The organism is Breoghania sp., assembly GCF_030066895.1.
In the GTDB taxonomy this organism is placed as follows: Bacteria; Pseudomonadota; Alphaproteobacteria; order Rhizobiales; family Stappiaceae; genus Breoghania.
On sequence record NZ_JASJAV010000004.1, the window covers coordinates 86,948 to 112,973 of the forward strand.

The 26,026-nt window shown below is 60.4% G+C and carries 20 protein-coding genes and 4 pseudogenes; 13 read left to right on the plus strand and 11 right to left on the minus strand.

What is annotated here, in order from left to right:
- The first annotated feature begins 29 nt into the window (after positions 1-29).
- The 3 genes from metG to QNJ43_RS07715 are packed head-to-tail and all read left to right on the plus strand — an operon-like array spanning position 30 to position 3,242.
- A complete protein-coding gene (gene metG / locus QNJ43_RS07705; RefSeq protein ID WP_300468788.1) occupies positions 30-1,592 on the plus strand; it encodes a methionine--tRNA ligase in 1,563 nt (520 codons plus the stop codon).
- Positions 1,592-2,386, plus strand: a complete 795-nt coding sequence (locus QNJ43_RS07710) for a TatD family hydrolase (protein WP_300468790.1) — start codon at positions 1,592-1,594, stop codon at positions 2,384-2,386. Before metG ends, QNJ43_RS07710 begins: the two co-directional genes overlap by 1 nt.
- 34 nt (positions 2,387-2,420) lie before the next feature.
- On the plus strand, positions 2,421-3,242 hold the full coding sequence (locus QNJ43_RS07715; RefSeq protein ID WP_300468792.1) for an MBL fold metallo-hydrolase: 822 nt from the start codon (positions 2,421-2,423) through the stop codon (positions 3,240-3,242).
- A gap of 40 nt (positions 3,243-3,282) precedes the next feature.
- On the opposite strand, the gene QNJ43_RS26885 is transcribed toward QNJ43_RS07715, so the two are convergent.
- Entirely contained in the window at positions 3,283-3,405 is a 123-nt protein-coding gene (locus QNJ43_RS26885) for a TetR/AcrR family transcriptional regulator C-terminal domain-containing protein (RefSeq protein WP_346432907.1), read from the minus strand.
- A gap of 28 nt (positions 3,406-3,433) precedes the next feature.
- Positions 3,434-3,832 (minus strand): helix-turn-helix domain-containing protein, encoded by a 399-nt coding sequence (locus tag QNJ43_RS07720; RefSeq protein WP_346432899.1) that lies wholly within the window; start codon positions 3,830-3,832, stop codon positions 3,434-3,436.
- Positions 3,833-4,639: 807 nt separating this feature from the next.
- Here QNJ43_RS07720 and QNJ43_RS07725 point away from each other — a divergent pair.
- The 8 genes and pseudogenes from QNJ43_RS07725 to mazG all read left to right on the plus strand — a co-directional run bounded on the left by QNJ43_RS07725 (position 4,640) and on the right by mazG (position 10,668).
- Positions 4,640-5,050 (plus strand): hypothetical protein, encoded by a 411-nt coding sequence (locus tag QNJ43_RS07725; RefSeq protein WP_300468794.1) that lies wholly within the window; start codon positions 4,640-4,642, stop codon positions 5,048-5,050.
- 66 nt (positions 5,051-5,116) lie between these two features.
- Entirely contained in the window at positions 5,117-5,485 is a 369-nt protein-coding gene (locus tag QNJ43_RS07730) for an efflux RND transporter periplasmic adaptor subunit (protein ID WP_300469042.1), read from the plus strand.
- Between the two features lie 25 nt (positions 5,486-5,510).
- A pseudogene (locus tag QNJ43_RS07735) lies at positions 5,511-6,443 on the plus strand (MFS transporter); the annotation flags it as partial.
- A gap of 472 nt (positions 6,444-6,915) precedes the next feature.
- Positions 6,916-7,203, plus strand: a complete 288-nt coding sequence (locus tag QNJ43_RS07740) for a hypothetical protein (protein ID WP_300468797.1) — start codon at positions 6,916-6,918, stop codon at positions 7,201-7,203.
- A 465-nt stretch (positions 7,204-7,668) separates the two neighbouring features.
- Positions 7,669-8,520 (plus strand): autotransporter outer membrane beta-barrel domain-containing protein, encoded by an 852-nt coding sequence (locus QNJ43_RS07745; RefSeq protein WP_300468799.1) that lies wholly within the window; start codon positions 7,669-7,671, stop codon positions 8,518-8,520.
- 263 nt (positions 8,521-8,783) lie between these two features.
- Positions 8,784-9,011 carry a hypothetical protein gene (locus QNJ43_RS07750; protein ID WP_300468801.1) on the plus strand — a complete coding sequence of 76 codons (228 nt, stop codon included), beginning with the start codon at positions 8,784-8,786 and terminating at the stop codon, positions 9,009-9,011.
- Positions 9,012-9,071: 60 nt separating this feature from the next.
- Positions 9,072-9,782, plus strand: coding sequence for a hypothetical protein (locus tag QNJ43_RS07755; RefSeq protein WP_346432908.1), 711 nt, complete (start codon positions 9,072-9,074; stop codon positions 9,780-9,782).
- A 46-nt stretch (positions 9,783-9,828) separates the two neighbouring features.
- Complete coding sequence (gene mazG, locus QNJ43_RS07760; RefSeq protein ID WP_300468806.1) at positions 9,829-10,668, plus strand: nucleoside triphosphate pyrophosphohydrolase; 840 nt, start codon at positions 9,829-9,831, stop codon at positions 10,666-10,668.
- 10 nt (positions 10,669-10,678) lie between these two features.
- Here mazG and hflX read toward each other — a convergent pair.
- The 9 genes and pseudogenes from hflX to dusB all read right to left on the minus strand — a co-directional run.
- A pseudogene (hflX, locus tag QNJ43_RS07765) lies at positions 10,679-11,936 on the minus strand (GTPase HflX).
- Between the two features lie 122 nt (positions 11,937-12,058).
- Complete coding sequence (hfq, locus tag QNJ43_RS07770; protein WP_300468808.1) at positions 12,059-12,316, minus strand: RNA chaperone Hfq; 258 nt, start codon at positions 12,314-12,316, stop codon at positions 12,059-12,061.
- Positions 12,317-13,246: 930 nt separating this feature from the next.
- A complete protein-coding gene (locus QNJ43_RS07775; protein ID WP_300468810.1) occupies positions 13,247-14,719 on the minus strand; it encodes a potassium transporter TrkG in 1,473 nt (490 codons plus the stop codon).
- An 18-nt stretch (positions 14,720-14,737) separates the two neighbouring features.
- Entirely contained in the window at positions 14,738-16,114 is a 1,377-nt protein-coding gene (gene trkA, locus QNJ43_RS07780) for a Trk system potassium transporter TrkA (protein ID WP_300468812.1), read from the minus strand.
- Between the two features lie 230 nt (positions 16,115-16,344).
- Complete coding sequence (locus QNJ43_RS07785; RefSeq protein ID WP_300468814.1) at positions 16,345-17,715, minus strand: sigma-54 dependent transcriptional regulator; 1,371 nt, start codon at positions 17,713-17,715, stop codon at positions 16,345-16,347.
- Positions 17,705-19,963 carry a PAS domain-containing sensor histidine kinase gene (locus QNJ43_RS07790; RefSeq protein WP_300468816.1) on the minus strand — a complete coding sequence of 753 codons (2,259 nt, stop codon included), beginning with the start codon at positions 19,961-19,963 and terminating at the stop codon, positions 17,705-17,707. Before QNJ43_RS07790 ends, QNJ43_RS07785 begins: the two co-directional genes overlap by 11 nt.
- Positions 19,964-20,362: 399 nt before the next feature.
- Complete coding sequence (ntrC, locus tag QNJ43_RS07795) at positions 20,363-21,805, minus strand: nitrogen regulation protein NR(I) (protein ID WP_300468818.1); 1,443 nt, start codon at positions 21,803-21,805, stop codon at positions 20,363-20,365.
- A gap of 35 nt (positions 21,806-21,840) precedes the next feature.
- Positions 21,841-22,876 (minus strand): annotated as a pseudogene (locus tag QNJ43_RS07800) (histidine kinase dimerization/phospho-acceptor domain-containing protein); the annotation flags it as partial.
- A gap of 130 nt (positions 22,877-23,006) precedes the next feature.
- Positions 23,007-23,903 (minus strand): annotated as a pseudogene (gene dusB, locus QNJ43_RS07805) (tRNA dihydrouridine synthase DusB); the annotation flags it as partial.
- 264 nt (positions 23,904-24,167) lie between these two features.
- Here dusB and QNJ43_RS07810 point away from each other — a divergent pair.
- Both QNJ43_RS07810 and QNJ43_RS07815 read left to right on the plus strand, forming a co-directional pair.
- Positions 24,168-25,382 carry a bifunctional 2-C-methyl-D-erythritol 4-phosphate cytidylyltransferase/2-C-methyl-D-erythritol 2,4-cyclodiphosphate synthase gene (locus QNJ43_RS07810; RefSeq protein ID WP_300468820.1) on the plus strand — a complete coding sequence of 405 codons (1,215 nt, stop codon included), beginning with the start codon at positions 24,168-24,170 and terminating at the stop codon, positions 25,380-25,382.
- Positions 25,383-25,435: 53 nt separating this feature from the next.
- Positions 25,436-25,972 (plus strand): CinA family protein, encoded by a 537-nt coding sequence (locus QNJ43_RS07815; protein WP_300468823.1) that lies wholly within the window; start codon positions 25,436-25,438, stop codon positions 25,970-25,972.
- Positions 25,973-26,026: the final 54 nt, after the last annotated feature.

Consider the following 26,026-nt stretch of genomic DNA (forward strand, 5'->3'; position numbering starts at 1 on the left):
ATCGCTCCGCCGCGCATGACAGGAATCTTATGACCGAGACCACGCCGTTCTACATCACGACCGCGATTTCTTATCCCAACGGGGTGCCGCATATCGGCCACGCCTACGAGGCGATCGCGACCGATGTCCTCGCACGTTTCATGGCCCTCGACGGCCGCGACGTCTACTTCCTGACCGGCACCGACGAGCACGGCCAGAAGATGCACCAGGCGGCCGCGCGCGGAGGCATGGCTGTGCGCGATCTGGCCGACCGCAATGCGGCGTGCTTCAAGGACATGGTTGCGGCGCTCGGTTGCTCCAACAACGATTTCATCCGCACCACGGAAGAGCGTCACTACAAGTCTTGCCAGGAGATCTGGCGGCGCATGGCGGAAAACGGCGACATCTACAAGGGTGCCTATTCCGGCTGGTATTCGGTTTGCGACGAGGCCTACTACCAGGAAGCGGAAACCGAGGTGCGTGACGACGGCGTTCGCTACGGCCCCCAGGGCACGCCAGTGGAATGGGTTGAGGAGGAGAGCTACTTTTTCCGCCTCTCCGCCTATCAGGACAAGCTGCTCGCCCACTATGACGCCAATCCCGATTTCATCGGCTCGTCTGAGCGTCGCAACGAGGTGGTTAGCTTCGTCAAGGGCGGCCTGAAGGATCTGTCGATCTCGCGCACCACCTTCGACTGGGGTATTCCGGTGCCCGACGATCCCAAGCACGTCATGTATGTGTGGGTCGATGCGCTGACCAACTACATCACCGCGCTGGGCTTTCCCGACGAGGAAAACTCGAAGTGGAAATACTGGCCCGCGAACCTGCACGTCATCGGCAAGGACATCGTGCGCTTCCACGCCGTCTACTGGCCGGCATTCCTGATGTCGGCGGGCATTGCGTTGCCCAAGCGCGTCTATGCGCACGGCTTCCTGTTCAACCGCGGCGAGAAGATGTCGAAGTCGGTCGGCAACGTCATCGATCCGTTCGCGCTGATCGAGAACTACGGTCTCGACCAGCTGCGCTTCTTCCTGCTGCGCGAAGTGCTCTTTGGTCAAGATGGTAACTACAGCCACGATGCGATCGTCAACCGCACGAATGCGGACCTGGCCAACGATCTCGGCAATCTGGCGCAGCGCTCGCTGTCGATGATCAGCAAGAACCTCGGCGGCAAGCTGCCGGAGCCGGGCGGATTCAGTGACGCGGACAAGGAAATCCTGGCTCAGGCCGATGCTCTGCTGGCGACCTGCCGGGCGGCGATGGAGAAGCAGGAAATCCATCACGCGCTGGCCGCGATCTGGTCGGTGGTTGCCGAGGCCAACCGCTATTTCGCTTCGCAGGAACCGTGGGCCTTGAAGAAGGCCGATCCCGCGCGGATGGGCACGGTTCTCTATGTGACGGCGGAAGTGGTTCGTCAGGTGACGATCCTTGCCCAGCCGACCATGCCGACCTCCTGCGCCAAGCTGCTCGATCTTCTGGCTCTCGGGGTGGATGAGCGCGGGTTCGCAACGCTCGGCGAGGCGGGGCGTCTGAAGCCCGGTATCGATCTGCCGAAGCCTGCGGGCGTGTTCCCGCGCTATGTGGAAGAGCAGAAGGACGAGGGTAAGTCCTGATGCTCGTCGACAGTCATTGCCATCTCGATTTCCCCAACTTTGAGGAAGAGCGCGACGCCATCGTCGCGCGCGCCAACGAGGTCGGGGTGGAGACGATGGTCACCATCTCCACGCGCGTGAAGCAGTTCGATACGATCCGCAAGATCACTGAAAGCTACGATTGCGTGTGGTGCTCCATCGGCACCCATCCCCAAAACGCACATGAGGAACTCGATCTCAGTGCGGACGATCTGGTGGCAATGGCCGAGGCGCATCCCAAGGTGGTGGCGATCGGGGAGGTGGGGCTCGACTATTTCTACGACTCGTCGCCGCGCGATGCTCAGGCGACGGGGTTCCGTCGTCATATCGATGCGGCGCGGCGCACCGGGCTGCCGCTGGTCATCCATTCCCGCGATGCCGATGACGACATGATCGCCATTTTGAGTGAGGAAATGGAGAAGGGGGCCTTTCCGGCCATCTTGCACTGTTTCTCCTCCGGCCGGGACCTGGCCCTGCGCGGCGTGGAGCTTGGTCTCTACGTTTCTTTGTCCGGCATTCTGACGTTCAAAAAGTCGGAAGAGATACGCTCCATCGCCAAGGAAATTCCTGCGGACCGGCTTTTGGTCGAGACGGATTCCCCCTATCTCGCGCCGGTGCCGAAACGCGGCAAGCGGAACGAGCCCTCCTTCGTGGTCAACACGGCGAAGGTTCTGGCGGAAACGCGGGGCGTCTCGTACGAGGAAATCGCCGCGACCACGACGGAGAATTTCTATCGGCTGTTCTCCAAAGTCGACCGCAAGAAGGCCGCGACCTGATGTGGAGCTGGCCGGAAGGCGCGGGAGCGCAGCGATGACGTCTCAATACCGCTTCACCATCCTCGGATGTGGATCCTCTGGCGGCGTGCCGCGTATCGGCAATGTCTGGGGCGAATGCGATCCGAAAGAGCCGCGCAACCGTCGCAAACGGTGCGCGCTCATGGTGGAGCGCGTCGCGTCTGACGGCGGCCGGACCAAGGTGCTGATCGATTCCGGCCCGGACATGCGGCAGCAGCTGCTCGATGCGGATGTGGGCAATCTGGATGCCGTGCTCTACACTCACGCCCATGCGGACCATATCCACGGCATCGACGATCTTCGCCAGATCGCGATACACAATTGGCGCCGCGTTCCAGTCTACATGGATGCGATGACGTCGGAGCGCGCGCGTGCTGCCTTCGGCTACTGCTTCTCCGCACCTCCTGGCTCCGGCTATCCGCCGATCCTGTCGGAACACCGGCTGAAGCCGGGCGAGGCGGTGACGATCGAGGGGGAAGGGGGCCCGATCACGGCCCTGCCGATCGAGGTCAACCACGGTGAGATCAAGGCGCTCGGCTTTCGGATTGCCGATGTCGTCTACATGCCCGACGTGAAGGCCATTCCGGAGGAAAGCGTATCGATGCTCGAAGGGCTCGATACGTGGATCGTCGATGCGCTGCGGCCGCGCAATCATCCGAGCCATTTCTCACTGGAAGACGCGCTCGGATGGATCGAGCGGATGAAACCGCGCCGGGCTGTCGTCACCAATCTGCATCTGGATCTGGACTATTACCAGCTCGTCGCGACGCTCCCCGAAGGCGTCTCGCCTGCATTTGACGGAATGCAGATCGAAGTCGCCGCTCACGCCGAAGCCTGACGCGCAAGCGGGAAGGGGGCAAGCTGTCCCCCTGCTCCGCTCAGCTGTCCTTTGCGGCCTTCACCCTCTCGGAGTCATAGGCCGCCAGGAAGACTTCGACGGCGAGATCGACGATACGGCCAATTTCGGCCTCATCGGGCGCGGGGCCGATCGCAAACAGCATCCGTTTCACCGTGTGCGTGACGCACAGGTCAAAGAAACGGATGGCGGCGATTATAGGTGTCGCAGCTTTTCAGGTCGCCCGCGTCGACGCGCGTACCCAGATATCCGGCAAACCGCGTCGCGCCGCATACCGGACAGGCCTCATATGAACCGCCGGATTCCACGTCAACGAGGGCTTCTCCCTGGCGGTGCCGGTCCACCATGATCAGGGATTCAAACAGGACTTCCTTGCTGTCGAAATAGACGTAGAGCGTGCCCTTGGGAACATTTGCCGCCTTGGCGATCATTTCCATGCTGGCGCCGTCGAACCCCTTGGTTCGAAAGACCTGTAGCGCGCCCTCGAGGATCTGGCGGTATTTCGCATTGTCGTGGTTATGGTCCCGCTGGCGCCACCCCGCCATCGCCCGGTTGTGCGCGTTTGGGTTCATGAACAATGTTCATGGCCGCGCTCCGCGCATTTCCAAGGCTCCTGATTCCCGATCGGGCATACCGACAAGCCAGCCTATCGATTCAAACAGTAGTGATCGATAGGTAGAGTTTACCGTGACTTTCTACGCTTCGTTTCATGCCGCGATTCCAATCGTCGGCACGAAAGCATTCTTCCCACTACGGCCCTGGATTGCTCCAAGATCTTCGGCCGCACGCCTAATATTCGCGCATCGCCGCTCGGCGCACCCCTGTGGCGCGTCTCAGAACATCCCCGGCCACCATAGGCGGCGCGAAAAAGAGTTCACGAGAGCTCTTACCCTACACGTCATAATGCGGCATATAGGCATTGACCGAATCGTTCAGTCAACGTTTTTCTACTCTCTTATGACGACCAAGGCAAAGGCGCTTTCAGTAGCATATCGTACAGACCGCTCCACGCCCTCCGCCCCCGACGGGAATGGCGAGGACCAGGGAGAAGAGGTGGCGCGCACTGCAGCTGACGATCAGTCCGCCGTCGCGAAATCGGGCTCTGCAGAAGCTTCGTCCGGCGAGGCCACTACTCAGAAGCGGAAAAAGGGGGCACTCCCGAGCGCGGGGGTAAGGCGCGTCTTGTGCTGCTTGTCCTGCTCGCAGGCGGGCTTGGTTTCGGCGCGTATTGAGAGTTACTCGTGGTGGACACACGGCCGCTTTTTCGAGACGACCGATGACGCCTATGTCAGTGCGGATATCACCACGGTTCTGTCGAAGGTTTCCGGCCATGTCGAGGCCGTTGGGGTCGCGGACAATCAGGCGGTCAATCTGGCGACGTGCTGGTTCGGCTTGATGACGGCGACTACTGTCTCGCCGTTCGCTCTGCCGAAGACGGGATCGCCACGGCGAAGGCGACGGTTGCGCGCACCGACAAGCAGATAACCGCAGGCCAGGCCAGAGTGGACCAGGCCAAGGCAGCTATCGATGCCGCTCAGGTCAATTTCGGCATGGCCCAGACGGATTACAATCGCCAGAAGCGTCTCGTTGAGACGGATACGGCCAGTCAGTCGGCACTCGATTCCGCGCAGGTCCATATCAAGGAGATGCGCGCGGACGTGGCCTCGATGAAGGCCTCCGTCACGCTGGCGCTTGCCAAATATCGAGGTTCTGGACGCCCAGCGCGCGGAAGTGGTTCAGGCGGTCTGTACGGCCGAGACCGCACTTGCCAAGGCCCATCGCGATCTTGAGTTCACGGTCTCCGCGCCCCCATCGACGGGGTCGTCGGCAACCGCGCGGCCGAGGTCGGCAACTTCCTGCAGGCGGGCAGCCGCATTGCCTCGATGGTTCCGCTTCAAAAGGTCTATGTGGACGCGAATTTCAAGGAGATCCAGCTTGAGGGAATCGAGCCGGGGGCCAAGGTTGATATCGAAGTCGACGCCTTTCTCGGTGAGCCGATCCACGGCACGGTGGAGAGCATCTCTCCGGCAACGGGCGTGGTCTTTTCGCTTCTTCCGCCCGAAAACGCGACGGGCAATTTCACCAAGGTCGTTCAGCGCGTGCCGGTCCGCATCGCGGTTTCGTGGGCGGAGGCGGAGCGGGGGGCATCTGCGGGCGGGAATGTCTGTCGTAACCAGCGTCGACACGCGCACGGGCACGATTGCATCGCCTGCCAATGTCGCTAATCTGAGCCATTAAGGCGGTCTGCTCATGACCAACCGGACTACAGCCGCGCCCGCTGAGGACGAGCATATTGACGGCCGCAAGCTGTTCACCTCTTCATGTGCATGGTGTTCGGTATGTCCATGGCGATCCTGGATATCCGGATCATCTCCGGCCTGAGCGCGTCGTCGGATGAAATTCCCTGGGTACAGACGAGCTATCTGATCGCGGAAGTCGTGATGATTCTGCTGTCTGGATATCTGTCGCGGATGCTGTCGACCCGGTGGATGTTCGCGATTTCCGCCGGCGGCTTCACCGCCATGAGCCTGTTGTGCTCGACGGCGACGAGACGATCGATGAAATGATCGTCTATCGTGCACTGCAGGGGGCTTTATCGGCGGCGGCATGATCCCGACGGTTTTCGCCTCCGCCTACCTGATCTTCCCACGGGCTAAGTTCAATATTGTCTTGCCGTTGATCGGATTGGTGGCGACGATCGGGCCCACGCTTGGCGGCTATCTGACGGAATTCTTCTTTTGGCACTGGCTGTTCCTGATCAACGTCGTGCCTGGTCTGTTCGTCACCATCACAGCGGTTCTCCTGATCGACTTCGATGAACCGGATTTCTCGCTGTTCCATGGGTGAAGAGCCAATTGTCGATCTCAGGGCCTTTTCCGACACGAACTTCACCATGGGCAGCATCTTCAGCTTCATCATGGGTATTGGGCTTTACGGGCTGACCTATCTCTATCCGGTCTATCTGGCGGCGATCCGCGACTACAACGCGCTCCAGATCGGCGAGACCATGTTCGTCTCGGGCGCGGCGATGTTTTTCTTGCTGCTCCGCTGGCTGGGCGGCTGATGTCGATTCTCGATCCGTGTGCCATGGTGGGGCTCGGCGGCTTCGCGGGATTTGCGGTCGGCATCTGGATGATCACCGGCGTCACGAAAGACTGGGATTTCTGGGAGCTATTCATTCCGCACCTATGCGGAGACGCGCACATACAGTCTGCGCCGCCGTGGAGCCTCCCGTCGTCAGGTCGCCGCGAAATTGGCGACCAAGGGTGTCGAGAACGCGCTGATCAGGCGTGTGATCGAAGAGGATTATACGAACGAGGTCCAGGCTTCGGCTTCGACGTGGCACGTGACGTGATCGAAGGTCGGGTCGACGATGTGTCGTGACGTGACGAATGCGAAAATCGATGTGGCTCGGCGGGGTGTTGCACGTCGCTAAGCCGTTTATAATATTCCATAATATATCTTATGCGTATTATATGTGAGACAAAGCAGAGGTGTGCCGATAATGTAATGTGTGGATCGGGTCGCTCCCTGCGCACTGGTTTATCCCCTCATGATGTAGCCGCATAGGCCAACCAACGTGGTCCGTCGTCTCCGGCTATCTACCGTGCACGCGGGATCTACGTGCGTCCTGGAGCTCCGCTGTGTCTGATGGATGGCGCTGCCGCCCGGCAGCCGATACCGATGCATCTCACTGCGACGGACGGCCTCCATCGCGTCCGGTACCTTTCCCATCGATCATCCGCTTGCGCTTTGGCTGAGATGTTCCGACCTGACGATTGATCCGGCGCCGGATATTCAATTGCTCCCGGACAGCCTCTTGATGCGACGGGCGCCAAGCCACGCCGATGTCCCGTCCGTGCGGCTTTCTTCTCCGAAAGACATCGCGCGTGATTGCAGTCAGCAATGGCAAATGTCGGCAATTGAACGCCCACTGTTCTGATTCCATGCCGTAACGGTCGGTGTATTTGCCGGAACTGTGCATAACTATCTATTTGATATCATTTCCGCAACGGTACTCGTGACATTTCGGATACAGCAAATCGCAATAGCTTATCCGGACAAAAGCGTCGGGGTTGACCGGTACTATTTGCACGGTCTCCATAGTGAGTTGTAAGTCCGTTCAATCTCTCCAGCCATCTCGCGCCTGAACCCCGGCTGTCTTTCCGAGTAAGCGCCGTCGATCATCCGGAAATGTGGTTGGGACAGTCTGAGACGCAACAACAAATGACTTCCCCACATCTGTCCATTCATCCGTACGCGGCGCACGCGGTCGGCTTTACCTTGACCCTCGGTGCGGCGGCGCTCGTTTGCCAGCCGGCGCTCGCCGAAATGAGGCGTACGGTCAATACGTCGACATTGTCGGCCGGATCCCATATCGGTGACGTGAACTCCGCGGCGGCCACATATGAAGCGAAAGAGGCGGGGACTGATATGCCGCCTTCGACGGTGCGGCTATACATATACAGCCGGGAGCAACGGCATCACGCTGAACTATACCGCCCCCCTCTCCTCCGCCGATTTCAGCAAACGCACCGATGCCGCTTTTTCCGCGCTGGGGTTTGCGGACGACGGAAAAGCTTCGAGTGCTGCGCCGGATAGTCCGTGGAATGTCTGGGCTAGTCTGCGCGGATCCTGGCTGAGCGATTCCGTTGACAGTCATCAGATCAATGCGACAGTCGGCGTCGGATACAAGATCCTGCCGAACCTCGTCATCGGCTCCTACACCGGATACGAGAACTTCGACTACGATTTTGGAGCTACCACGACCACGGTTCACAGCGAAGGTGACGGCGGATCGGTGGGCGCCTATGCGGGCTGGCGGCTTTCCGAGACGGTTCGTCTCGACGGCATGGTCGGTTGGAGCGGTCTTTCGTATGACGTGTCCACCGATCTGGGCGACGCGAGCTACGATGCCTCGCGCTGGACGGCGTCCGGCAAGCTCAGCGACACCTATGATCTCGGCGGGTTCAAACTCAGCCCCAGCGCATCGTTGTATGTGTTCTGGGAAGATCAGGATTCCTACACCGACAGTAATTCGACCGATCACGATGAGCTGGATTTCTACATCGGTCGCGCGTCCTTCGGCGGGAAGATCAGCAAGGGCTTTGCGTTGACCAATACACTTCTCGCCGCCCCGTATATCTTGCTGCCTATGGTGATTGGCGCTTCTTCAGCGACGATGCCGAAATCACCGAGATCGCGGATACCGGTCTGGAAGACAGCTGGTCGGCGCGGTTCGGCACCGGTTTTTCGGTGACGGCCACGAATGAGCTCAACATTTCGCTCGGCGGTGAAGTCCGCGGCGTTGGGCAGGATACGCAGATCTGGTCTGCTTCGGGACGCATCGGGTTGACGTTATGAGCAAACCGTCAGGAATTCGATAAAGGTCGGCAATCTGCCGGCCTTTTTTCGTTTGGCGACGGATTTTGGTGCCGCGACTGACGATCCTCATTGTGGAGAGATTTGCGACGGTCTATCGGCGGGGTAAATATATTCACAAAATATCATGTGAGGACTCCGATGCCCATGACTGCCGTCGCCCATGAGCATGCCGTCGCCGAACCCCACCTCAAGAATTTCCCGGTGAGTTTCTTTGCCGTGGTTATGGGACTGGCGGGGCTAACCCTCGCCACGCAACGTCTGGAGCACACGTTCGGTGGCAGCGCACTCGTTCCTTTGACGTTGCTCGGGATCACCATCCTGGCCTTCATCGTGATCGCTGTGTTCTACGGCACGAAGGCCGCGTGATACCCGGATGCGATCGTCTGGGAATGGAACCATCCGGTCCGCATCAGCTTCTTTCCCGCCATTTCCATCAGCCTGATCCTGATCGGTACGGCCATGGCTCGCGTTGCCCCCGGCTCGATGGCCGTGACGATCTGGGGTATCGGCACCGTGCTTCATCTGATCGGAACGCTTGCCGTCGTCTCCGCGTGGATCGGGCATCGCCCCTTCGAAGTCGTTCACATCAATCCGGCGTGGTTTATTCCAGCCGTTGGCAACATATTCGTTCCGGTCGCCGGTGTCGGCTTCGGGTTTACCGAGATCTGTTGGTTCTTCTTCTCCGTCGGTCTGCTTTGCTGGATCGTGCTGCTGCCCGCCAAGCTGATGCCGCCCCTGGTGATCCTCATCGCCCCGCCGGCCGTCGGTTTCATCGCCTATCTGCAGTTCACCGGTACGCTCGATCCCTTCACGCGCATTCTCTATTACGCCGCCACCCCGTTCTTCCTGATCATCGCCATGCAGATCACCAAGCTCGGGCGCCTGGCCTATACGCTTGTCCTGGTGGGCGTATTCCTTCCCCATCGCGGCTTTCACGATCGCAACGCTCTTCTATGCCGATCTCGCACATTCCGCCTTTTATCGCGGGCTGGGCGTCGATCTCTTCTGCCTGCTGGTCTGCGTGATTCTTCTGTTGATCGTAAGGACCGTTCAGGCTGCGCGGGCCGGCCAGATCTGCGTGCCCGAGGGCTAGTGGGAGAAGCGCCTTGTGGCCTCGTCGCTGGGCGCGACGTTTGATAAGCTTTGGGGGACTCATTTCCCCCATTACCATTGGACGCATCCCATGCAGCCTTCCCGCGATATTTCCCGCCTGATTGAAATCATGGCGGCGCTCCGTCAGCCCGAAACGGGGTGCCCGTGGGACGTGGAGCAGACGTTCGAGACGATTGCGCCCTACACCATTGAAGAAGCCTATGAAGTCGCCGACGCGATCCATCGCGGCGATCCGTTAGACCTGTGCGAGGAGCTGGGGGATCTCCTGCTTCAAGTCGTCTATCACGCCCGCATGGCGGAAGAGGAAGGTAAGTTCGCGTTCCCGGATGTCGTGGAAGCTGTCACCACCAAGATGATCCGTCGGCATCCGCACGTTTTCGGCGATGTCGAAGCCCGTAATGCGGGCATGGTCAAGGGCCTGTGGGAGAGGATCAAGTCGGAGGAAAAGCGCGAACGGGCGGAGCGACGTGCCGCCGCGGGGCTTGAGGACAAGGCGTCGGGGCTTCTCGATGGGGTGACGCACGCCCTGCCCGCCTTAATGGAAGCAGAAAAGCTGCAGAAACAGGCTTCAAAGGTCGGGTTTGATTGGGGAAAGCCCGGCCCTGTCATCGCGAAGATTTGCGAGGAACTCGATGAACTGGAGGTCGAAATTGCGGCTGCCGGAGGGGACGCCACGCCCGGCATGGAAGATGAACTCGGCGATGTGCTGTTCGCGGTCGCCAATCTCGCGCGGCACCTGAAACTGGAGCCGGAAAAAGTCCTTGCTGGAACCAACCGGAAGTTCCGCCGGCGGTTCGCGGCTATTGAAGACAGCGCGAGAACCAACGGCAAAACGCTTGACGACATGAGCCTCGATGAGATGGAGGCCGTCTGGCAGGACGCGAAGGAAAAGGAACACGCGGCCGAGTAGGCCGCGCGCGCTACTTCACAGTCGCGATCTGCCCGGCAAAACGCTGCCGGAACCGTCCGAGCGCCTTTTCCGGCACACGAACACGAAGGTTCATGATGCCGTCATGCTCGTCGCGTGACAGGACTTCCGTGGAACGATAAAGCCACGCAAGCTCCTCCCCGTCAGTGACCGGCAAGTGCAGGTCCACGATCTCACGTCCCGCGGTCAGAAGCGTTTCGATCCGCTCCAGCAGGGCGGGCACGCCCTCTCCCGTCAGAGCCGAGACAGCAACCGCTTCCTCTCTCCCGTCTGGGTGTGGGTGAGCAAACCTTCGCGGTTTTCAGGCGGAAGCCTGTCTATCTTGTTCCGGACTTCGACGATCCGGGTGCCATCCTTCGGGGACACGCCGAGATGTTCCAGCGTCACGGCGACGTCGGCGGCTTGAGCGGTGCTGTCCTCATGGCTGATATCGCGAACATGGAGGATCAGATCCGCTTCCAGCACCTCTTCAAGCGTTGCGTGGAACGCGGCGACGAGATGCGTCGGCAGATCGGAGATGAAGCCCACGGTATCGGACAGCATCACATCCATGCCGTGCGGCAAGGTAATCTTGCGCAAGGTCGGATCGAGCGTTGCGAAAAGCAGGTTCTCCGCCATCACATGCACCTTGGTGAGCCGGTTGAACAGCGTGGACTTTCCGGCGTTCGTGTAGCCAACGAGCGCAACGATGGGGTGCGGACCTTGCGACGCTGCTCGCGGTGGAGCGTGCGGGTGCGGGTACCTGCTCCAGCTCCTTCTCCAGCTTCGTGATGAGTTTCTGAATGATCCGGCGATCGACCTCGATCTGCGTTTCGCCGAAGCCACCGATGAAGCCCAGCGAACCGCGCTGGCGCTCCAGATGGGTTCAGGAGCGCACGAGCCGCGATTTCTGCCACGTGAGATGGGCCAGTTCCACCTGGAGTCGGCCTTCTTTCGCGCGCGCGTTCGCCGAAGATTTCGAGGATCAATCCGGTACGGTCCAGCACCTTGGCACCCCAGGCCCGCTCCGGATTTCTCTGCTGGACGGGGGATAGCACATGGTCGACCACCACGAGGCTGGCGCCTTCGGTTTTTACCAGAACGCCCAGCTCTTCCACCTTGCCGGTGCCAAAGAGCGTTGCAGGGCGCAACTCGCTGAGCCGCACGATGCAGGAATGGCGAATATCGAGAGAAATAGCGGCGGCGAGCCCGACAGCTTCTTCCAACCGGGCTTCCCCGGCGAGCCCCCTCTTCCTCACCCGATACCCGATCTCCGCCCAATCAGAATTGGCACGACAACCAGTGCCGGCGTTCCATGGGCCACGCCGTCATCCGAGCCTTCCGTTTCCGGATCGCCCGTAGTGTCGGACTGCCGCCTGTCGACAGGTTTCAATTAGCCTTGGGCCTTTTCCGTTTCGTCGTCGCTGGGATCGAACAGTTGAACCGGCTGGTTCGGCATGACGGTCGAGATAGCATGCTTGTAGACGAGTTGTGAATGACCATCCCGACGCAACAGCACGCAGAAATTATCAAACCACGTCACAACGCCCTGCAACTTAACACCGTTGACGAGAAAGATCGTCAGCGGAGTTTTCCCCTTACGAACATGATTGAGAAACGTATCCTGAAGATTTTGAGCGCGGTCTGCCATACTTGTTATTTTCCTGTTCTACGCGGACGCGGCCACGGCGTCCTAGTCTTGTTACATGGATGCTTTTCGGACCATTGCCGGCCGTGTGCCGGACAAATGTGCCTTCGCGTTCAAAATCACCGGAAAGCCTGCCCCTTCATCTGAAAACAGGGCCTTCCGCCGTTCTGTAGATCCCGAAGATGTCCCGTGAGAACTGCCCCAGCCTTGCGTTTGGCAACCGAGTCTAACCTGCGGACGCAAGCTCCCCGAAAATCTCCGCGTCTTTTCTAGCGGCCGTGCGGTCGGTTCGTTGTGCCGGTTGACCTGTCAGCGAGCGTGTCCCGATGAGTCCGCATCTTCCGGCTTGTTTTCCCTCTGGTCGTGAGAATATTCCAACGGCTCCATACCACCGGTATCTGCTTCACGGATTGTCCGGATGTCTGCCCACATCCGTTTTCGTTGTTCAAATCGTGTACCGCTTGAATATCCACCCGTCATCGGCGCAAACGGCGAATACCAAACCTGAGCCGATCATAACGGAATTATTTCCGCATGCGAATGCATCAACCGTGGCAATTTAAGCGTGTCGCCTACCTGGGTTCCACTGGCAATAAGGTTAAACAATAGTGACAATTCCTTGAACTTGGCTTTCGGTCTAACGACCCACGCCCGCAAGGTGGCGCCCCAATCCGTTCGAATGATGCGGCGAAGGGCCTGCGGATGTAAAAGTCTTGCGTTATCCGTACCAATAGCAAAATTCATATGATGATTCCAAGAAAAATGGCGCAAAATGTCGCACCGGATGCCGTGCTGCGGAACGCACCCTTTTGCGTACACATCCCCTGTCAAATAAACAACACGTGAAAATTACCAGTGTACTATACTGTACATAGTAGGCAAGTTTTCCACTTCTTTCCGGACGAATCGCAGGTTTGATCCGAACTCGAGCGATCAGCGCCGAAGCCAATAGGTTCGGTTCAGGGCTCCGAAAAGCGCGAGAACTTCGATACGACCGAAGATCATCAGCGCGCACAAGATGATCTTGGTGTGAGTATTGAAGTCCGAGTACCCCGGCCAGTGCGGCGCATCGATCGGCAACCACCCGCTCGAATAGAGCATTCCGATATTTGAGAAGGATGCAATCGCAGCGATCAGTGCCCCTTCGTAGTTTATGTTCTCCAAAGCCAAAGCCAGGGAACCGAGGGCGACGACGAAGATCGCGGCCACGAAGAAGCTCCAGATCGCTTTCATCAACTGGATATCGTAAGCCTGCGACCCGAAGAAATGCGCAGGCCGGATCGCATGCGGATAGACGAGACGTCCAAGCTCCCGATAGGCCTGAATAGCCATGCCGCCGACCCGGTAATGCTTCAGCCCGCCGGCCGTTGAGAAGGTGCCGCCGCCGGCAAAGGCGACGAACAGGACAAGCGTCAGCGGCAGGACGGCAAAGCCCGCTTCACGCACTTCAAATCCCGTGGTGGTGACAAGGGAGATCGCGGTGAAAAGCCCTTCGCGCAGGGCCTGCCAGGGACTGAGGGCGGAAGAAGATCCGGCGGCGCGGAAGAGGACGGCCGCATAGAGTAATCCAAGTACGGCGCCAACGATGATCACCGAATAGCTTTCGCGATGCTGTCGAAGCATCTGCATGCGGCCCAGCAGAACCATCCGCTGCCACAGAATACTGGTCGCGCCGATGAGCATGAAGACCATCAGGACGATTTCCGCCATCGGGTTCGCATAGGAAGAGATCGTGCCGTTGATCGGCAGGAAGCCACCGGTGGAAACAGTGGAAAAAGACAGACACAGAGCGTCGAGTGGCCTGATTCCGGTCGCCATCAGCATGATGATGCAGGCAAGCGTCACGACGGTGTAGAAACCCGTGATGTCGCGCATCGCGGCCAGAACGCGTTGCCGATCGCGGTAGCCCTCGATGCCGACCAGCCGGATATATCGGTCCGGCAAGCCACCGGTACCGGCCGGGGCGGGAATCAGCGTCAATCCGAGCAGTGTGAGCAGACCGCCCATCCATTGCAGTTCGGCGCGCCAGGCAATCAGCGCGTAGGGCACGGTAGAGAGGTTGGTCAGAACCGTGCCGCCCGTCGTGGTCAGTCCGGAAACGGCCTCGAAAATCGCATCGCCGATTTTCAACCCACCGACGGTGAGGAACGGCAGAGCGCCGACGGCCGACAGCGTGATCCATGCGGCGACGAGAAGCACGTAGCTCTGCACCCGGTCAAACCGCTTGCGCCACCCGCGCAATGCGACGGCCGATCCGGCAGCCACAAAGGCGACGAGCGCGGCGATCATCAGGAAATCGAGGGCGGCGGTCCCCTTCTCTTCCGCAGCCGCTACGGCGGCCGGCAGCGTCATGGCGCCGGCGAACACCAACAGCAGGAGCGAAAGGAAATAGAGGGTGCCGGTCATGTCGCGCGTCCGGCCGTATCAGAAAAATTCGAGGCTGACGCGGAACATCTGTTCCACCTGACGCACCCGATCGGCCGTCGCGAAGATGACGACGCGGTCGTTCGCCTCGATCTGAGTGTCGCCGCTGGGTGTGATCACCGTCTTGTCGCGATAGATGGCGCCGACGCGGATCCCGTCCGGCAGATCGACCGCCGAAAGCGGGCGTCCGACCAAGGGCGACGTTTCCAGCGCCTCCGCCTCGATGACCTCTGCCTGGCCGTTCTGCAGCGAATGAACGCCCCGGATACGGCCGCGACGAACGTGTTGAAGGATCTTCGAAATCGTCACCGCGCGCGGATTGATGAAGGCGTCGATGCCAAGCGCATGGGCAAACGGGGGATAGCTTGTGTTGTTCAGAAGGCTGAGGTTGCGTCGGCAACCGAGCTTCTTTGCCATGACGCAGGACAGGATGTTGACCTCGTCGTCATTGGTCAGGGCCACTATCGTGTCGGCTTCCTGAATGTCGGCTTCGCGCAGGATCTCATGGTCGAGCGCGCTGCCGTGCAGGATCACCGTGCGTTTGAGGCCGTCCGCGATCTGGATGGCGCGGTCGCGCGAATTCTCCACGATCTTGATCTTGGAGCGCGATTGTCGCTGCTCCATGTTGCGCGCCACATAAAGCCCGATATTGCCGCCGCCGGCGATGACCACGCGGTTCGCCTCGGGCTCCTCGTGTCCGAAGATCGCAAGCGTCCGGCGCACGTGTTCCCGCTTGGCAACGATATAGACCAGATCGTTGACCAGCATGGGATCGGCGCTCTTGGGCACGAAAAGGTGGTTGCCGCGCAGCACGCCGACAACGACGGCGCTCAGATCGGAGAACAGCTCCGTGAGCTGACGGAGCGGCGTGTCGACGACCGGGCAATCCTCTTCGCACAGGATGCCGACCACCACGACCTCGTCATCGGCGAAGCGGATGGTTTCCACGGCACCGGGCAGCGACATGCGCCGCAGGACCATTTCGCCCACTTCGATCTCGGGCGATATGATCACGTCGATCGGCATGTTATCGCGCGAGAAGAGATCGCGCCAATGGGTTTGAAGATAGCTCTGCGCGCGGATACGGGCGACCTTGGTCGGCACGTTGAAGAGCGAATGTGCCACCTGACAAGCGACCATATTGACTTCGTCGTAGAGGGTCACGCCGATCAGCATGTCGGCCTGATCCGCTCCGGCCAGCGCCAGCGTATCCGGATGGGACCCGTGGCCGACGAAGCCGCGCACGTCGAGCGTGTCGCGGATGGCGTTGACCAGCTTGGGCGAGGAATCGATGACGGAGACATCGTTCTGTTCCGCCGCCAATTTCTCGGCAATGCCATAGCCAACCTGGCCGGCTCCGCAGATCACCACTTTCATCGCGCGCTCCTGAGCTTGCGCACGCCCGTCGTCACCGGCGCATGCCCCGATCGGGTAGCACGATTGTGCCCGATTGCAAGGATTAGGTTTGGCCCGGCGGCTGACTTCGGCCGTTTCAACGTGAATTCTCCCGGCACTGATTTCGTGCCGGACACGGCGATCATATCCCGAATATGTGCAGAATCTCTATGGTCGATCGCCGGTGCCTTAGCGTTACTGCAAAGACTCGATCACGAAACGCCGAGCGACTTCAGTTTCCTGTGCAAGGCCGAGCGCTCCATTCCGACGAACTCAGCCGTACGCGAGATATTGCCGCCGAAGCGCTTGATCTGGGCCTCCAGGTAGTCGCGCTCGAACATCTCGCGGGCCTCGCGCAAAGGCATGGCCATCAGGTGTTCGCCGCCATTGTTGGAGGTCATCGGAGGCAGCGTTGATCCGACTTCCGCAGGCAGCATGTCCGCCGTGATTTCCGCCTCACTGTCGCCGCGCGTCAGAATCATTAGCCGTTCCACATTGTTGCGGAGCTGACGGATGTTTCCGGGCCAATCGTGCGTCTGAAGGACGGCCATGGCATCCGGTGCGATCCGGCGGATCGGCAGTCCGGAGCTGCTAGAAATTTGGTCCATGAAGAAGGATACGAGTTCGGGAATGTCTTCGCGCCGCTCCGCAAGCCCGGGCACGCGCAGAGGCACCACACCGAGCCGATGGAACAGATCTTCCCGGAACCGCCCTTCCGCGATTTCCAGCTCCAGATCGCGCGAGGAGGAGGAAATGATGCGGATATCGACGTGGACGCGGGTCGCACCGTTGACCCGGGTGAAGGTCTGGTCGATCAGCACGCGCAGGATCTTGCTCTGGGTTTCGCGCGGCATGTCGCCGACCGCATCCAGATAGAGCGTGCCGCCATGTGCTTCTTCCAGCGCGCCGACCTTGCGCGGATGCCCCTCGGCATCGGGCTCCACGCCGAAGAGCTCTTCCTCCATCCGCTCAGGCGTGATCGCAGCCGCGTTGATGGCGACGAATGGGCCGTTGGCACGGTTCGACAATGCATGAACGGTGCGCGCCGCCAGTTCCTTACCGGAACCGGAGGGGCCTGAGATCAGAATACGACTGTTGGTCGGGGCAACGCGTTCGATGGTCTGGCGCAGGTGATGAATGGCGGTCGAGGATCCGATGAGCTGGTCCGCCCCGCCGGAGCGCTGGCGAAGTTCGGCGACCTCCTTGCGCAGCTTGGAGGCTTCGAGCGCTCGCTCGGTTATCAGGACCAGACGATCGGCCTTGAACGGCTTCTCGATATAGTCGTAGGCGCCGCGCTTGATAGCCGAGACGGCGGTCTCCACATTGCCGTGACCGGAAATGATGACGACCTGCAGATCGGGGTGCTGCTGCTTGATCTGGTCAAGCAAGGCAAGCCCGTCGAGCCGGCTTCCCTGCAGCCAGATATCCAGAATGACCAGCGACGGGCGCCGTTCCTCGATCGCGGCAAGGGCAGCGTCGCTGTTGCACGCGGTGCGGGTTTGATAGCCTTCGTCATCGATAATGCCGGCAATCAGCTCGCGAATGTCAGCTTCGTCGTCAACAACCAGAACGTCAGACGCCATTTGAGTGCACCGGTTCGTTTTCTTGAATGTTTGAAATGTCCTGGGGGCCTTCCGCAGCTTCTTCCATAGCCTCCTGCGGGACCTCGTCACGGGTCTCCGGGCCTCCGGCGGCAATAATCAGCCGCACCAGCGCCCCGTGCCCTCCTTCAGCCACTTGCGGTGCATCCATCAATTCGATCCCGCCCCCGTGGTCTTCCATGATCTTGCGTACGATGGCGAGACCGAGCCCCGTACCCTTCTCGCGCGTCGTCATGTAGGGTTCGAGCAACCGTTGCCGGTTCTCGTGTGGCAGCCCTATGCCGTTGTCGATCACATCGATGAACAGGCGATCAGGCTCGACGCGCAACGCGATGGTGATCTGCCCCTTTTCTTTGCCAGCCTCTACTTCAGGCACGGCAAGGACGGCCTCGGCCGCATTCTTGATGACGTTGATCAGCGCCTGCCCGATGAGCCTGTGATCGAAATAGGCCTCGACCGGATGATCGGGAAGATCGGCCTCGATCGTCACATCCGGATGGCCGACGGACTGAAGGAACACGGCCTCGCGCACCGCGGTGACTAGATCCTGCTGTTTCTTCGTCGGCTTCGGCATGCGGGCGAACGAGGAGAATTCATCCACCATGCGCCCGATCTCGCCCACCTGGCGCACGATCGTGTTGACGCACTGATCGAAAACCTCACGGTCGGTCTCGATCCGCTTTCCGTATCTGCGCCGGATGCGTTCGGCGGAAAGCTGGATCGGCGTCAGCGGGTTCTTGATCTCGTGTGCGATGCGGCGCGCGACATCCGCCCAGGCCGAGGTTCTCTGCGCGCTGACTAGATCGGTGATGTCATCGAGCGTGACCACATAGCCGTGCTCGTTGCGCGAGGACTGTTCCGTCGTCACGCGCACGTTGATGATCCGCTCCATACCGCCGCGCATCAGCATCATCTGACCGGAAACGGTCCGCCCGTAGGCGTGAGACAGGGCCGGTTCGATGATCTCACCGATTTCCGGGACGGCGTCGGTCAGGTCGCGGCCGAGCAGCGTCTCGTCTTCCGCTTCGAGCAGAAGTCTGGCGGACCTGTTCACCAGGGTGATCCGGCTTACGTCATCGATGCCGATAACCCCTGCCGTGACGCCAGCAAGAACCGCTTCGGTGAAGCGGCGGCGCTGATCGATCTGATCATTGGCCGACAGCAGTGCTTCGCGCTGGTTGCGCAATTGCGCGGTCATGTTGTTGAAGGTCGCGCCGAGATTGGCGAGATCGCCTTCGCGGCGATCGATCGGCACCTGAACGTAGAGATTGCCTTCCGACACTTGCCCTGCGGCAGCGATCAATCGTCGGATCGGCGAAACCATCGTGTTGGCGAAACCGAATCCTATCCAGATGGCCGATAACAACAGCACTAGTGCGACGCCGGTATAGACGAGTGCGAAGGCCACCTGGACGCCGAAACGACTCTTGTCGAGGGCGTTGTATTCTTTCGCCCCCTCCTGCGACATGCGCAGGTAGTCGACCACGCGCGGATCCATCGATCGCGTCACGTACAGATAGATATCGTTGTAGGCGGTGAGCTTCATCACGCCGCCGACCTGGCTCGACACGCCGGGAGCGATGAGGACGGGATTGCCGGAATCCGCCTGCTTGAAAGAGCTTTTCGGCGGCATCAGCACTTCCGCCTTGGGATTGACGGCGGTGCGGGTGACGATCGTTCTGTCGCTCTTCAAGAGGAAGGCTACGGGGATGCCGCGCAGGGAGGCCTGCGCCTCGAAGAAACTGTCGAACCGCGTCGGCTCGAAATCGTAGACCGACTTTGCCCGGTCGATGTCGTTGGCCATCGCGATCAGATCGGCACGCAGGACGCGGGCATGTTCCTGCAGATAGGCGCGGGCAACCGTCAGAGCGTTGTCGATGATCGAGCGGGTGCGTTCCTCAAACCAGCGGTCGAGCCCCCGGTCCAGTGTGATCGTGGCAACGACGGCGACCAGAATGGCCGGGATGACGGCAATAACGGAGAATAGCCCGACGATCCGCCCCTGTAGCCGTGCCGCGGCCCGCCCTCTCTTGCGCGCAACCCAAAGGCCGTAGATCTCCCAGGCAATCGCCGCGACGAGGCCGGAAACGAGCACGCCGTTCGTCGCAAGGGCGATCCAGACGACTTGTCCGGTCGGCCGGATGGGGGTCAGGCCAGTAAGCACGGCAAAGGTGACGCCGATCGAGATCAGCGACAGCAACATGAAGAAAAGGCCGTAGGAACGGATCATCCGGTTTCCGCGCGCAGGTATGCGCGGAGGTTTGTCGGATGCCGAGTCGTCTGAAGCCGTCATTAAATGCCCGAAACCTGGCTTTTCAGCGCGAGGATGCGCCGTGAAGATCGCGTAACGAATATCACACAGTGTAGCGAAAATGCGACATAGCAAAGGCGCGAAAAAAGCAGCCCGCAAAGCGTCGCGATGCCGAATTTGTGAGGACGAATTTTCGTGAAGAGAGGACGGCTGCCGCAGAGAAAGAACAGGTCGAGAAGTGACGTTCGGCCTAACGGACGGATTAGTAAGATAAAAATTAGCGTAGCCTGCGACCGGTAACGCGATGCCGTGCGCGACATTGCGTCCTCCGGATCGAAAGCCCGGAGGACCGAATTTCGATCAAGGTATTTGCCGCTCCTAGCGCGAGTTGCGGATCACCTGGATGTTGAGGTCGCGAATCTTCTTGCGCAGCGTATTGCGATTGACGCCAAGAAGCTCCGCCGCCTTGATCTGGTTGCCGCGCGTGGCGGCCAGGGCTGACGACAGCAGCGGATATTCCACCTCGCGCAGCACACGGTGATAGAGACCCGGAGGCGGCAGCGCATCACCGAAGTTGGCGAAATAGGCGTTGAGGAAGCGCTCCACCGAACCGGAGAGATCCGTCTCGGAGGCATCGCCGTCCTGCTCCTGGGGAGCAGCGGTCTGCTGGGAGAGTTCCTGCTCCACCAGATTGGCGGTGATGACTTCCTGCGGGTAGAGCGCTGCCAGCCGGTGGATGAGGTTTTCCAACTCACGCACGTTGCCCGGCCAGGGATAGCGGCGAAGCTGGTCGAGAGCGGTCTGCTCGATCTGCTTGGCGTGAAGCCCTTCCTTTTCCACGAGCGCAAAGAAGTGGCGCACGAGATCGGGAATGTCCTCGCCGCGTTCGCGCAACGGCGGCAGGCGGAGCGGCACCACGTTGAGGCGGAAATACAGATCTTCGCGGAAAAGCCCCTGATTGATCAGTTGCCGCAGATCCTTGTTCGTGGCTGCAATGATGCGCACGTCGGTCTTGATCGGCCTCCGACCGCCGACCGCCGTGTATTCGCCCTGCTGCAGAACGCGCAACAGACGGGTCTGCGCCTCCATCGGCATGTCGCCGATTTCATCGAGGAACAGCGTGCCGCCGTCGGCCTGTTCAAAACGGCCGGCACTGCGCGCCTGGGCGCCGGTGAAGGCCCCCTTCTCGTGGCCGAACAGTTCCGCCTCGATCAGATCTTTCGGGATCGCGGCCATGTTGATGGCGACAAAGGGTCCGTTACGACGCTTGCCATAGTCGTGCAGTGCACGGGCCACCAGTTCCTTGCCGGTACCGGATTCGCCCGTGATCATCACGGTGAGGCCCGTCTGCATGAGACGGGCGAGAACGCGGTAGATCTCCTGCATGACCGGAGAGCGGCCGACCAGCGGGATATTCTCGCCGTTGTCGTCGGCACCCGTCACCCGCTTCGATTTCGGTTCCGCCAGAGCCCTACCGACGATGGAGATCAGCTCCTTCAGATCGAAGGGCTTCGGCAGATATCCGTACGCGCCGCGTTCGGATGCGCGGATCGCGGTCATGAACGTGTTCTGCGCGCTCATGACGATGATCGGCATATCGGGTCGGAGCTTCTTGATCCGCGGCAGCAGATCGAAGGCGTTTTCATCCGGCATGACCACATCGGTGATGACGAGGTCTCCGTCGCCGGACGACACCCAACGCCACAAGGTTGCGGCGTTGGAGGTCAACTGCACGGTGTAGCCTGCCCGCGACAGGGCCTGGTTCAAAACGGTGCGGATAGCTGCGTCGTCGTCGGCTACGAGAATAGTGCCGCTGGGCATGGTCAGTCGTTCCTGTCGCTGTCGGACGGTTCACCGCCGATGATCTTGGCGACCAGCGCCAGCCCGAGCCCCGTACCGTTTATCTTGGTGGTTACGAATTATCTTGGTGGTTACGAAGGGATCGAACAGATAGGAAAGCAGGTCCTCCGGCACGCCGGGACTGTTGTCGCGGACGCAGAATTCTAGCGGCAGGGAGACCCGCTCCGCCGCGCCTGGGACCGACAGGCGAATGCCCGGCTGTAAGACCGTGGAGAGAACGATCTCGCCCTCCGCGTCGTCCCCGATTGCCTCGGTGGTGTTCTTCACCAGATTGAGGAAGACCTGAATGAGCTGGTCGCGATTGGTATAAACCGGCGGAAGGGAAGGGTCGTACTCCTCCACGATGGTGATGTTCCGGGCAAAGCCAGATTCCGCCAGCCGCTTCACGTGGTCCAGCACGACGTGGATGTTGATCGGCTCGCGATCGATCGGCCGCTCGTCGGAGAAAATCTCCATCCGGTCGACCAGTTTCACGATCCGGTCCGCCTCTTCCATGATCAGGTGGGTGAGCGCGCGATCATTGTCGTCGCCGGACTGTTCCAGAAGGTGCGCCGCTCCGCGGATTCCGGAAAGCGGGTTGTTGATCTCATGGGCAAGCATTGCCGCAAGACTGGTGACGGTGCGTGCTGCTCCTCGGGAAGTGAGTTGACGGTCGACCCTCTCCGCCATCGTGCGTTCCTGAAGCATCAGGGCCACGTGGCCGGGGTGTTCGGCAATCGGGCTGGCGTAGATATCGACCATCTTCTCCGTGCCGATGCGCGGGGAGGAAATGTCGACCTTGTATTCGTTGACCGGTGCGCCACGCTCGCGCACCTGCTCGATGAGGGGCAGCAGCGGGCTTCCGAAGGGGACGAAGTAGCTGAGCTTGTAACGCCTGAGAACCGCTCCGCTCGCCCCGAAAAACTCCTCCTCCGCCGTATTCGCGGCCTCCACCTCACCGCCCGGCGCGACGACCAGGATCGGATGCGGGAGAGCATCCAGAACCGTTGTCTCGCCCTTGGCGGGGAGCGGACGTGCGCTCCTTGTCAGAATTATCGCTCATGCGGCACTCCGAACATCGCCGTCGCAGAAGATCTCTTCCAAGAGACGCAAAATGACGGCGGGATCTTCCGCCGTCATGAGGATTCGACGGCTTCCGCCTGCGCATTCGATTCCCGGCGGTATCGAGATACCAGCCAAGATGCTTGCGGGCTGCGCGCAATCCGATGTGGATGCCGTAATGCGCAAGCAGCGCTTCGTAGTGTTCGCTCACGAGATCGGCGAGCGCCGTACCGCGCGGTGTTTCGGGCACGCTCTCGCCGTTCAGCGCGGCGCCGATCTGACCGACCAGCCACGGACGGCCGTAATTGGCACGCCCGACCATCACGGCATCGGCGCCCGATCGCGCCATCATATCGCGTGCATCTTCAACCGAGGCACAATCGCCGTTGGCGACCAGCGGGATCGTCACCGCATCGCGTACGGCGCGGATGGCACCCCAGTTCGCCTGCCCCTTGTAGAACTGGCAACGCGTGCGCCCATGTACCGTTACCATGGCGACGCCAGCCTCTTCGGCGCGGCGCGCAAGTTCCGGCGCGTTGATGGAGGCGTCCCATTCAAGGCGCATCTTGAGCGTCACCGGGATCGAGGTGGCGGCGATCGTCGCTTCCACGAGCGTCATAGCGTGGTCGAGATCGCGCATCAGCGCGGAGCCGGAATACCCGGTCGTCACCTGCTTGGACGAGCACCCCATGTTGATGTCGATGATGTCAGCGCCCGTGGTCTCCGCCACGCGTGCGCCTTCGGTCATCCAGCACGCCCCGCGGCCGGCCAACTGAACGACACGCGGGAAGATCCCCTCGTTCACCGAGCGCAGAACCGTTTCCTCGTTGCCGTCGACCAGTGCGTCGCTCGCCACCATTTCGGAGATTACCAGACCGGAGCCGAACCGCGCTGCAATGCGGCGAAATGGCAGACCGCTTACCCCGTACATCGGCGCCGAAAAGGACCTGTTGCGCAAAGCTACGCCGCCGATTACCAATGGCGCACCCTTTGCCGGTTGCTCATCGCGCTCCGGCATCACCGCTTCCGCCTCTGACGCACCTGCCCGCCCTTCGGCCGATCAACAATCCTGTTCCACACCTTAGTTCGGTCGCCATGCTTATTTGGTGAGCGTTGCTCTTAATTGCACATATATTAGCCATAGTTTGGTGCTCGGCAAGGGATTGCGTACAATTTGTACAAGAAAATTGTCTCTCCGGTTGTTTTGAACGACAAACGGTTGCCCGATCCGGCGGTAGTGATGTCGTGATGGGCTAAAATCAAGCTGGGAAACGCAATTATCGTGCCGACGCCACCTCGCATAGCCGCTCTTCTCGTTGCCGCAGGACGCGGGACCCGTATGGGGGCCGCCGGTTTTGTGCCCAAACAATACCTGCCCCTGGGCGGACAGCTGATCTTGGCGCGTAGCTTCGAGGCCCTTGCTAAATCTGACAGAATTTCAACCATCGCCGTGGTGATACATCGCGATGATGACGATGCCTACCGACAGGCGATTGCCGATCTCTCCCATGATGAACGACTTGTGCCTCCCGTTCCCGGCGGTGCCACCCGTCAGGAATCCGTCCGTGCGGGACTGGAGGCACTAAGTGATCACAAGCCCGATTTCGTTCTCGTTCATGACGGTGTGAGACCTTTTGTCTCCCCTGCTACGGTGGAGCGTGTAATCGATGCGCTTCTTGAGGGCAACGATGCAACCCTCGCGGCGACCCCGATCGTCGACACGCTGAAACGCGTCGAAGGCGAGAACGGCCGGGTAACGGCGACAGTTCCGAGGGAGGCGCTTTGGGCGGCGCAGACCCCGCAAGGCTTTCGATTCGCCCCTCTGTTGGCGGCTCATCGCAAAGCGGCGAGCGAGGGCGAGACGGCCTTCACGGACGATGCGGCGGTTGCGGAATGGACGGGAATGGAGGTTTGCGTGGTCGAAGGCGAGAAGACGAACACCAAGATCACGACGGCCGAGAATCTCAAGATGGCGGAGGCGCGCGTGCTTCTCGATGAATTGGCGTCCCTTGCCGATATTCGGATGGGGCAAGGCTACGACGTCCATGCGTTTGCCGATGGCGACCATGTCGTCCTGGGCGGGATAGAAATTCCGCACGACCGCCGACTTTCGGGCCATTCGGATGCCGACGTGGCGCTCCATGCGATCACTGACGCCATTTTCGCCGCGTTGGCGGAAGGCGATATCGGCTTCCACTTCCCGCCCACCGATCCGCAATGGAAGGGAGCGGCTTCCGACATCTTCCTGCGCAAGGCCGTCAATCGTGTCTTAGAGCGCGGTGGAATAATCGGTCATCTCGATTTGACGATCGTGTGCGAGGCTCCGAAGATCGGACCGCATCGCGACGCAATGCGTGCGCGGATCGCCGAGATTTGCGGGATCGAGATCGGGCGTGTCGCGGTGAAGGCAACGACTTCGGAACGGCTGGGCTTCACCGGACGGCGCGAAGGCATCGCCGCTCTTGCCGGTGCAACTGTGCGGCTGCCGCTCGCCTGACTTCCGGCACAGGCGATCGTGAAGAACGGCAGTCCTGATCAGGACGGAAACGAATGACCGATTTGGCTCCGCTCCATGCAAAGGCTCGGGAGATTCTGGATAACGCAGGTGCGGCCGGGTTCATGGTCACGGCGGCGGAATCGTGCACCGGCGGAATGGTGAGTGCGGCCTTGACCGAGCTCGCCGGGTCGTCGGCGGTTTTCGAACGCGGCTTCATCACCTATTCCAACGAAGCCAAGATGGACATGCTCGGGGTCCCAGCCGCCATGCTCAAGGAGCACGGCGCAGTCAGTTCCGTTGTTGCAAGGGCAATGGCGGAAAGCGCTTTGCTGCATTCGCGTGCCGATCTTGCCGTATCCATTACCGGCATTGCCGGTCCCGGCGGCGGTACAGTCGACAAGCCGGTCGGCCTTGTGCATTTTGCAATCGCCGGTCGCTACTCCGGCATCATTCAATTCGTTGAGGATTTCGTAAAAAACTTCCTTGTTTCAGACCGTTCACAGATCCGCATGAATGCAGCCGGCTTCGCTTTAGAAATTCTCTCAAATTCAATCAATTCACTTCGTGAAATATTAACACGTAAACTATAGTCTTTTTTCGGATCGGTACGATATCGACGTTCGGCATGACGCCGACGGGGGGCG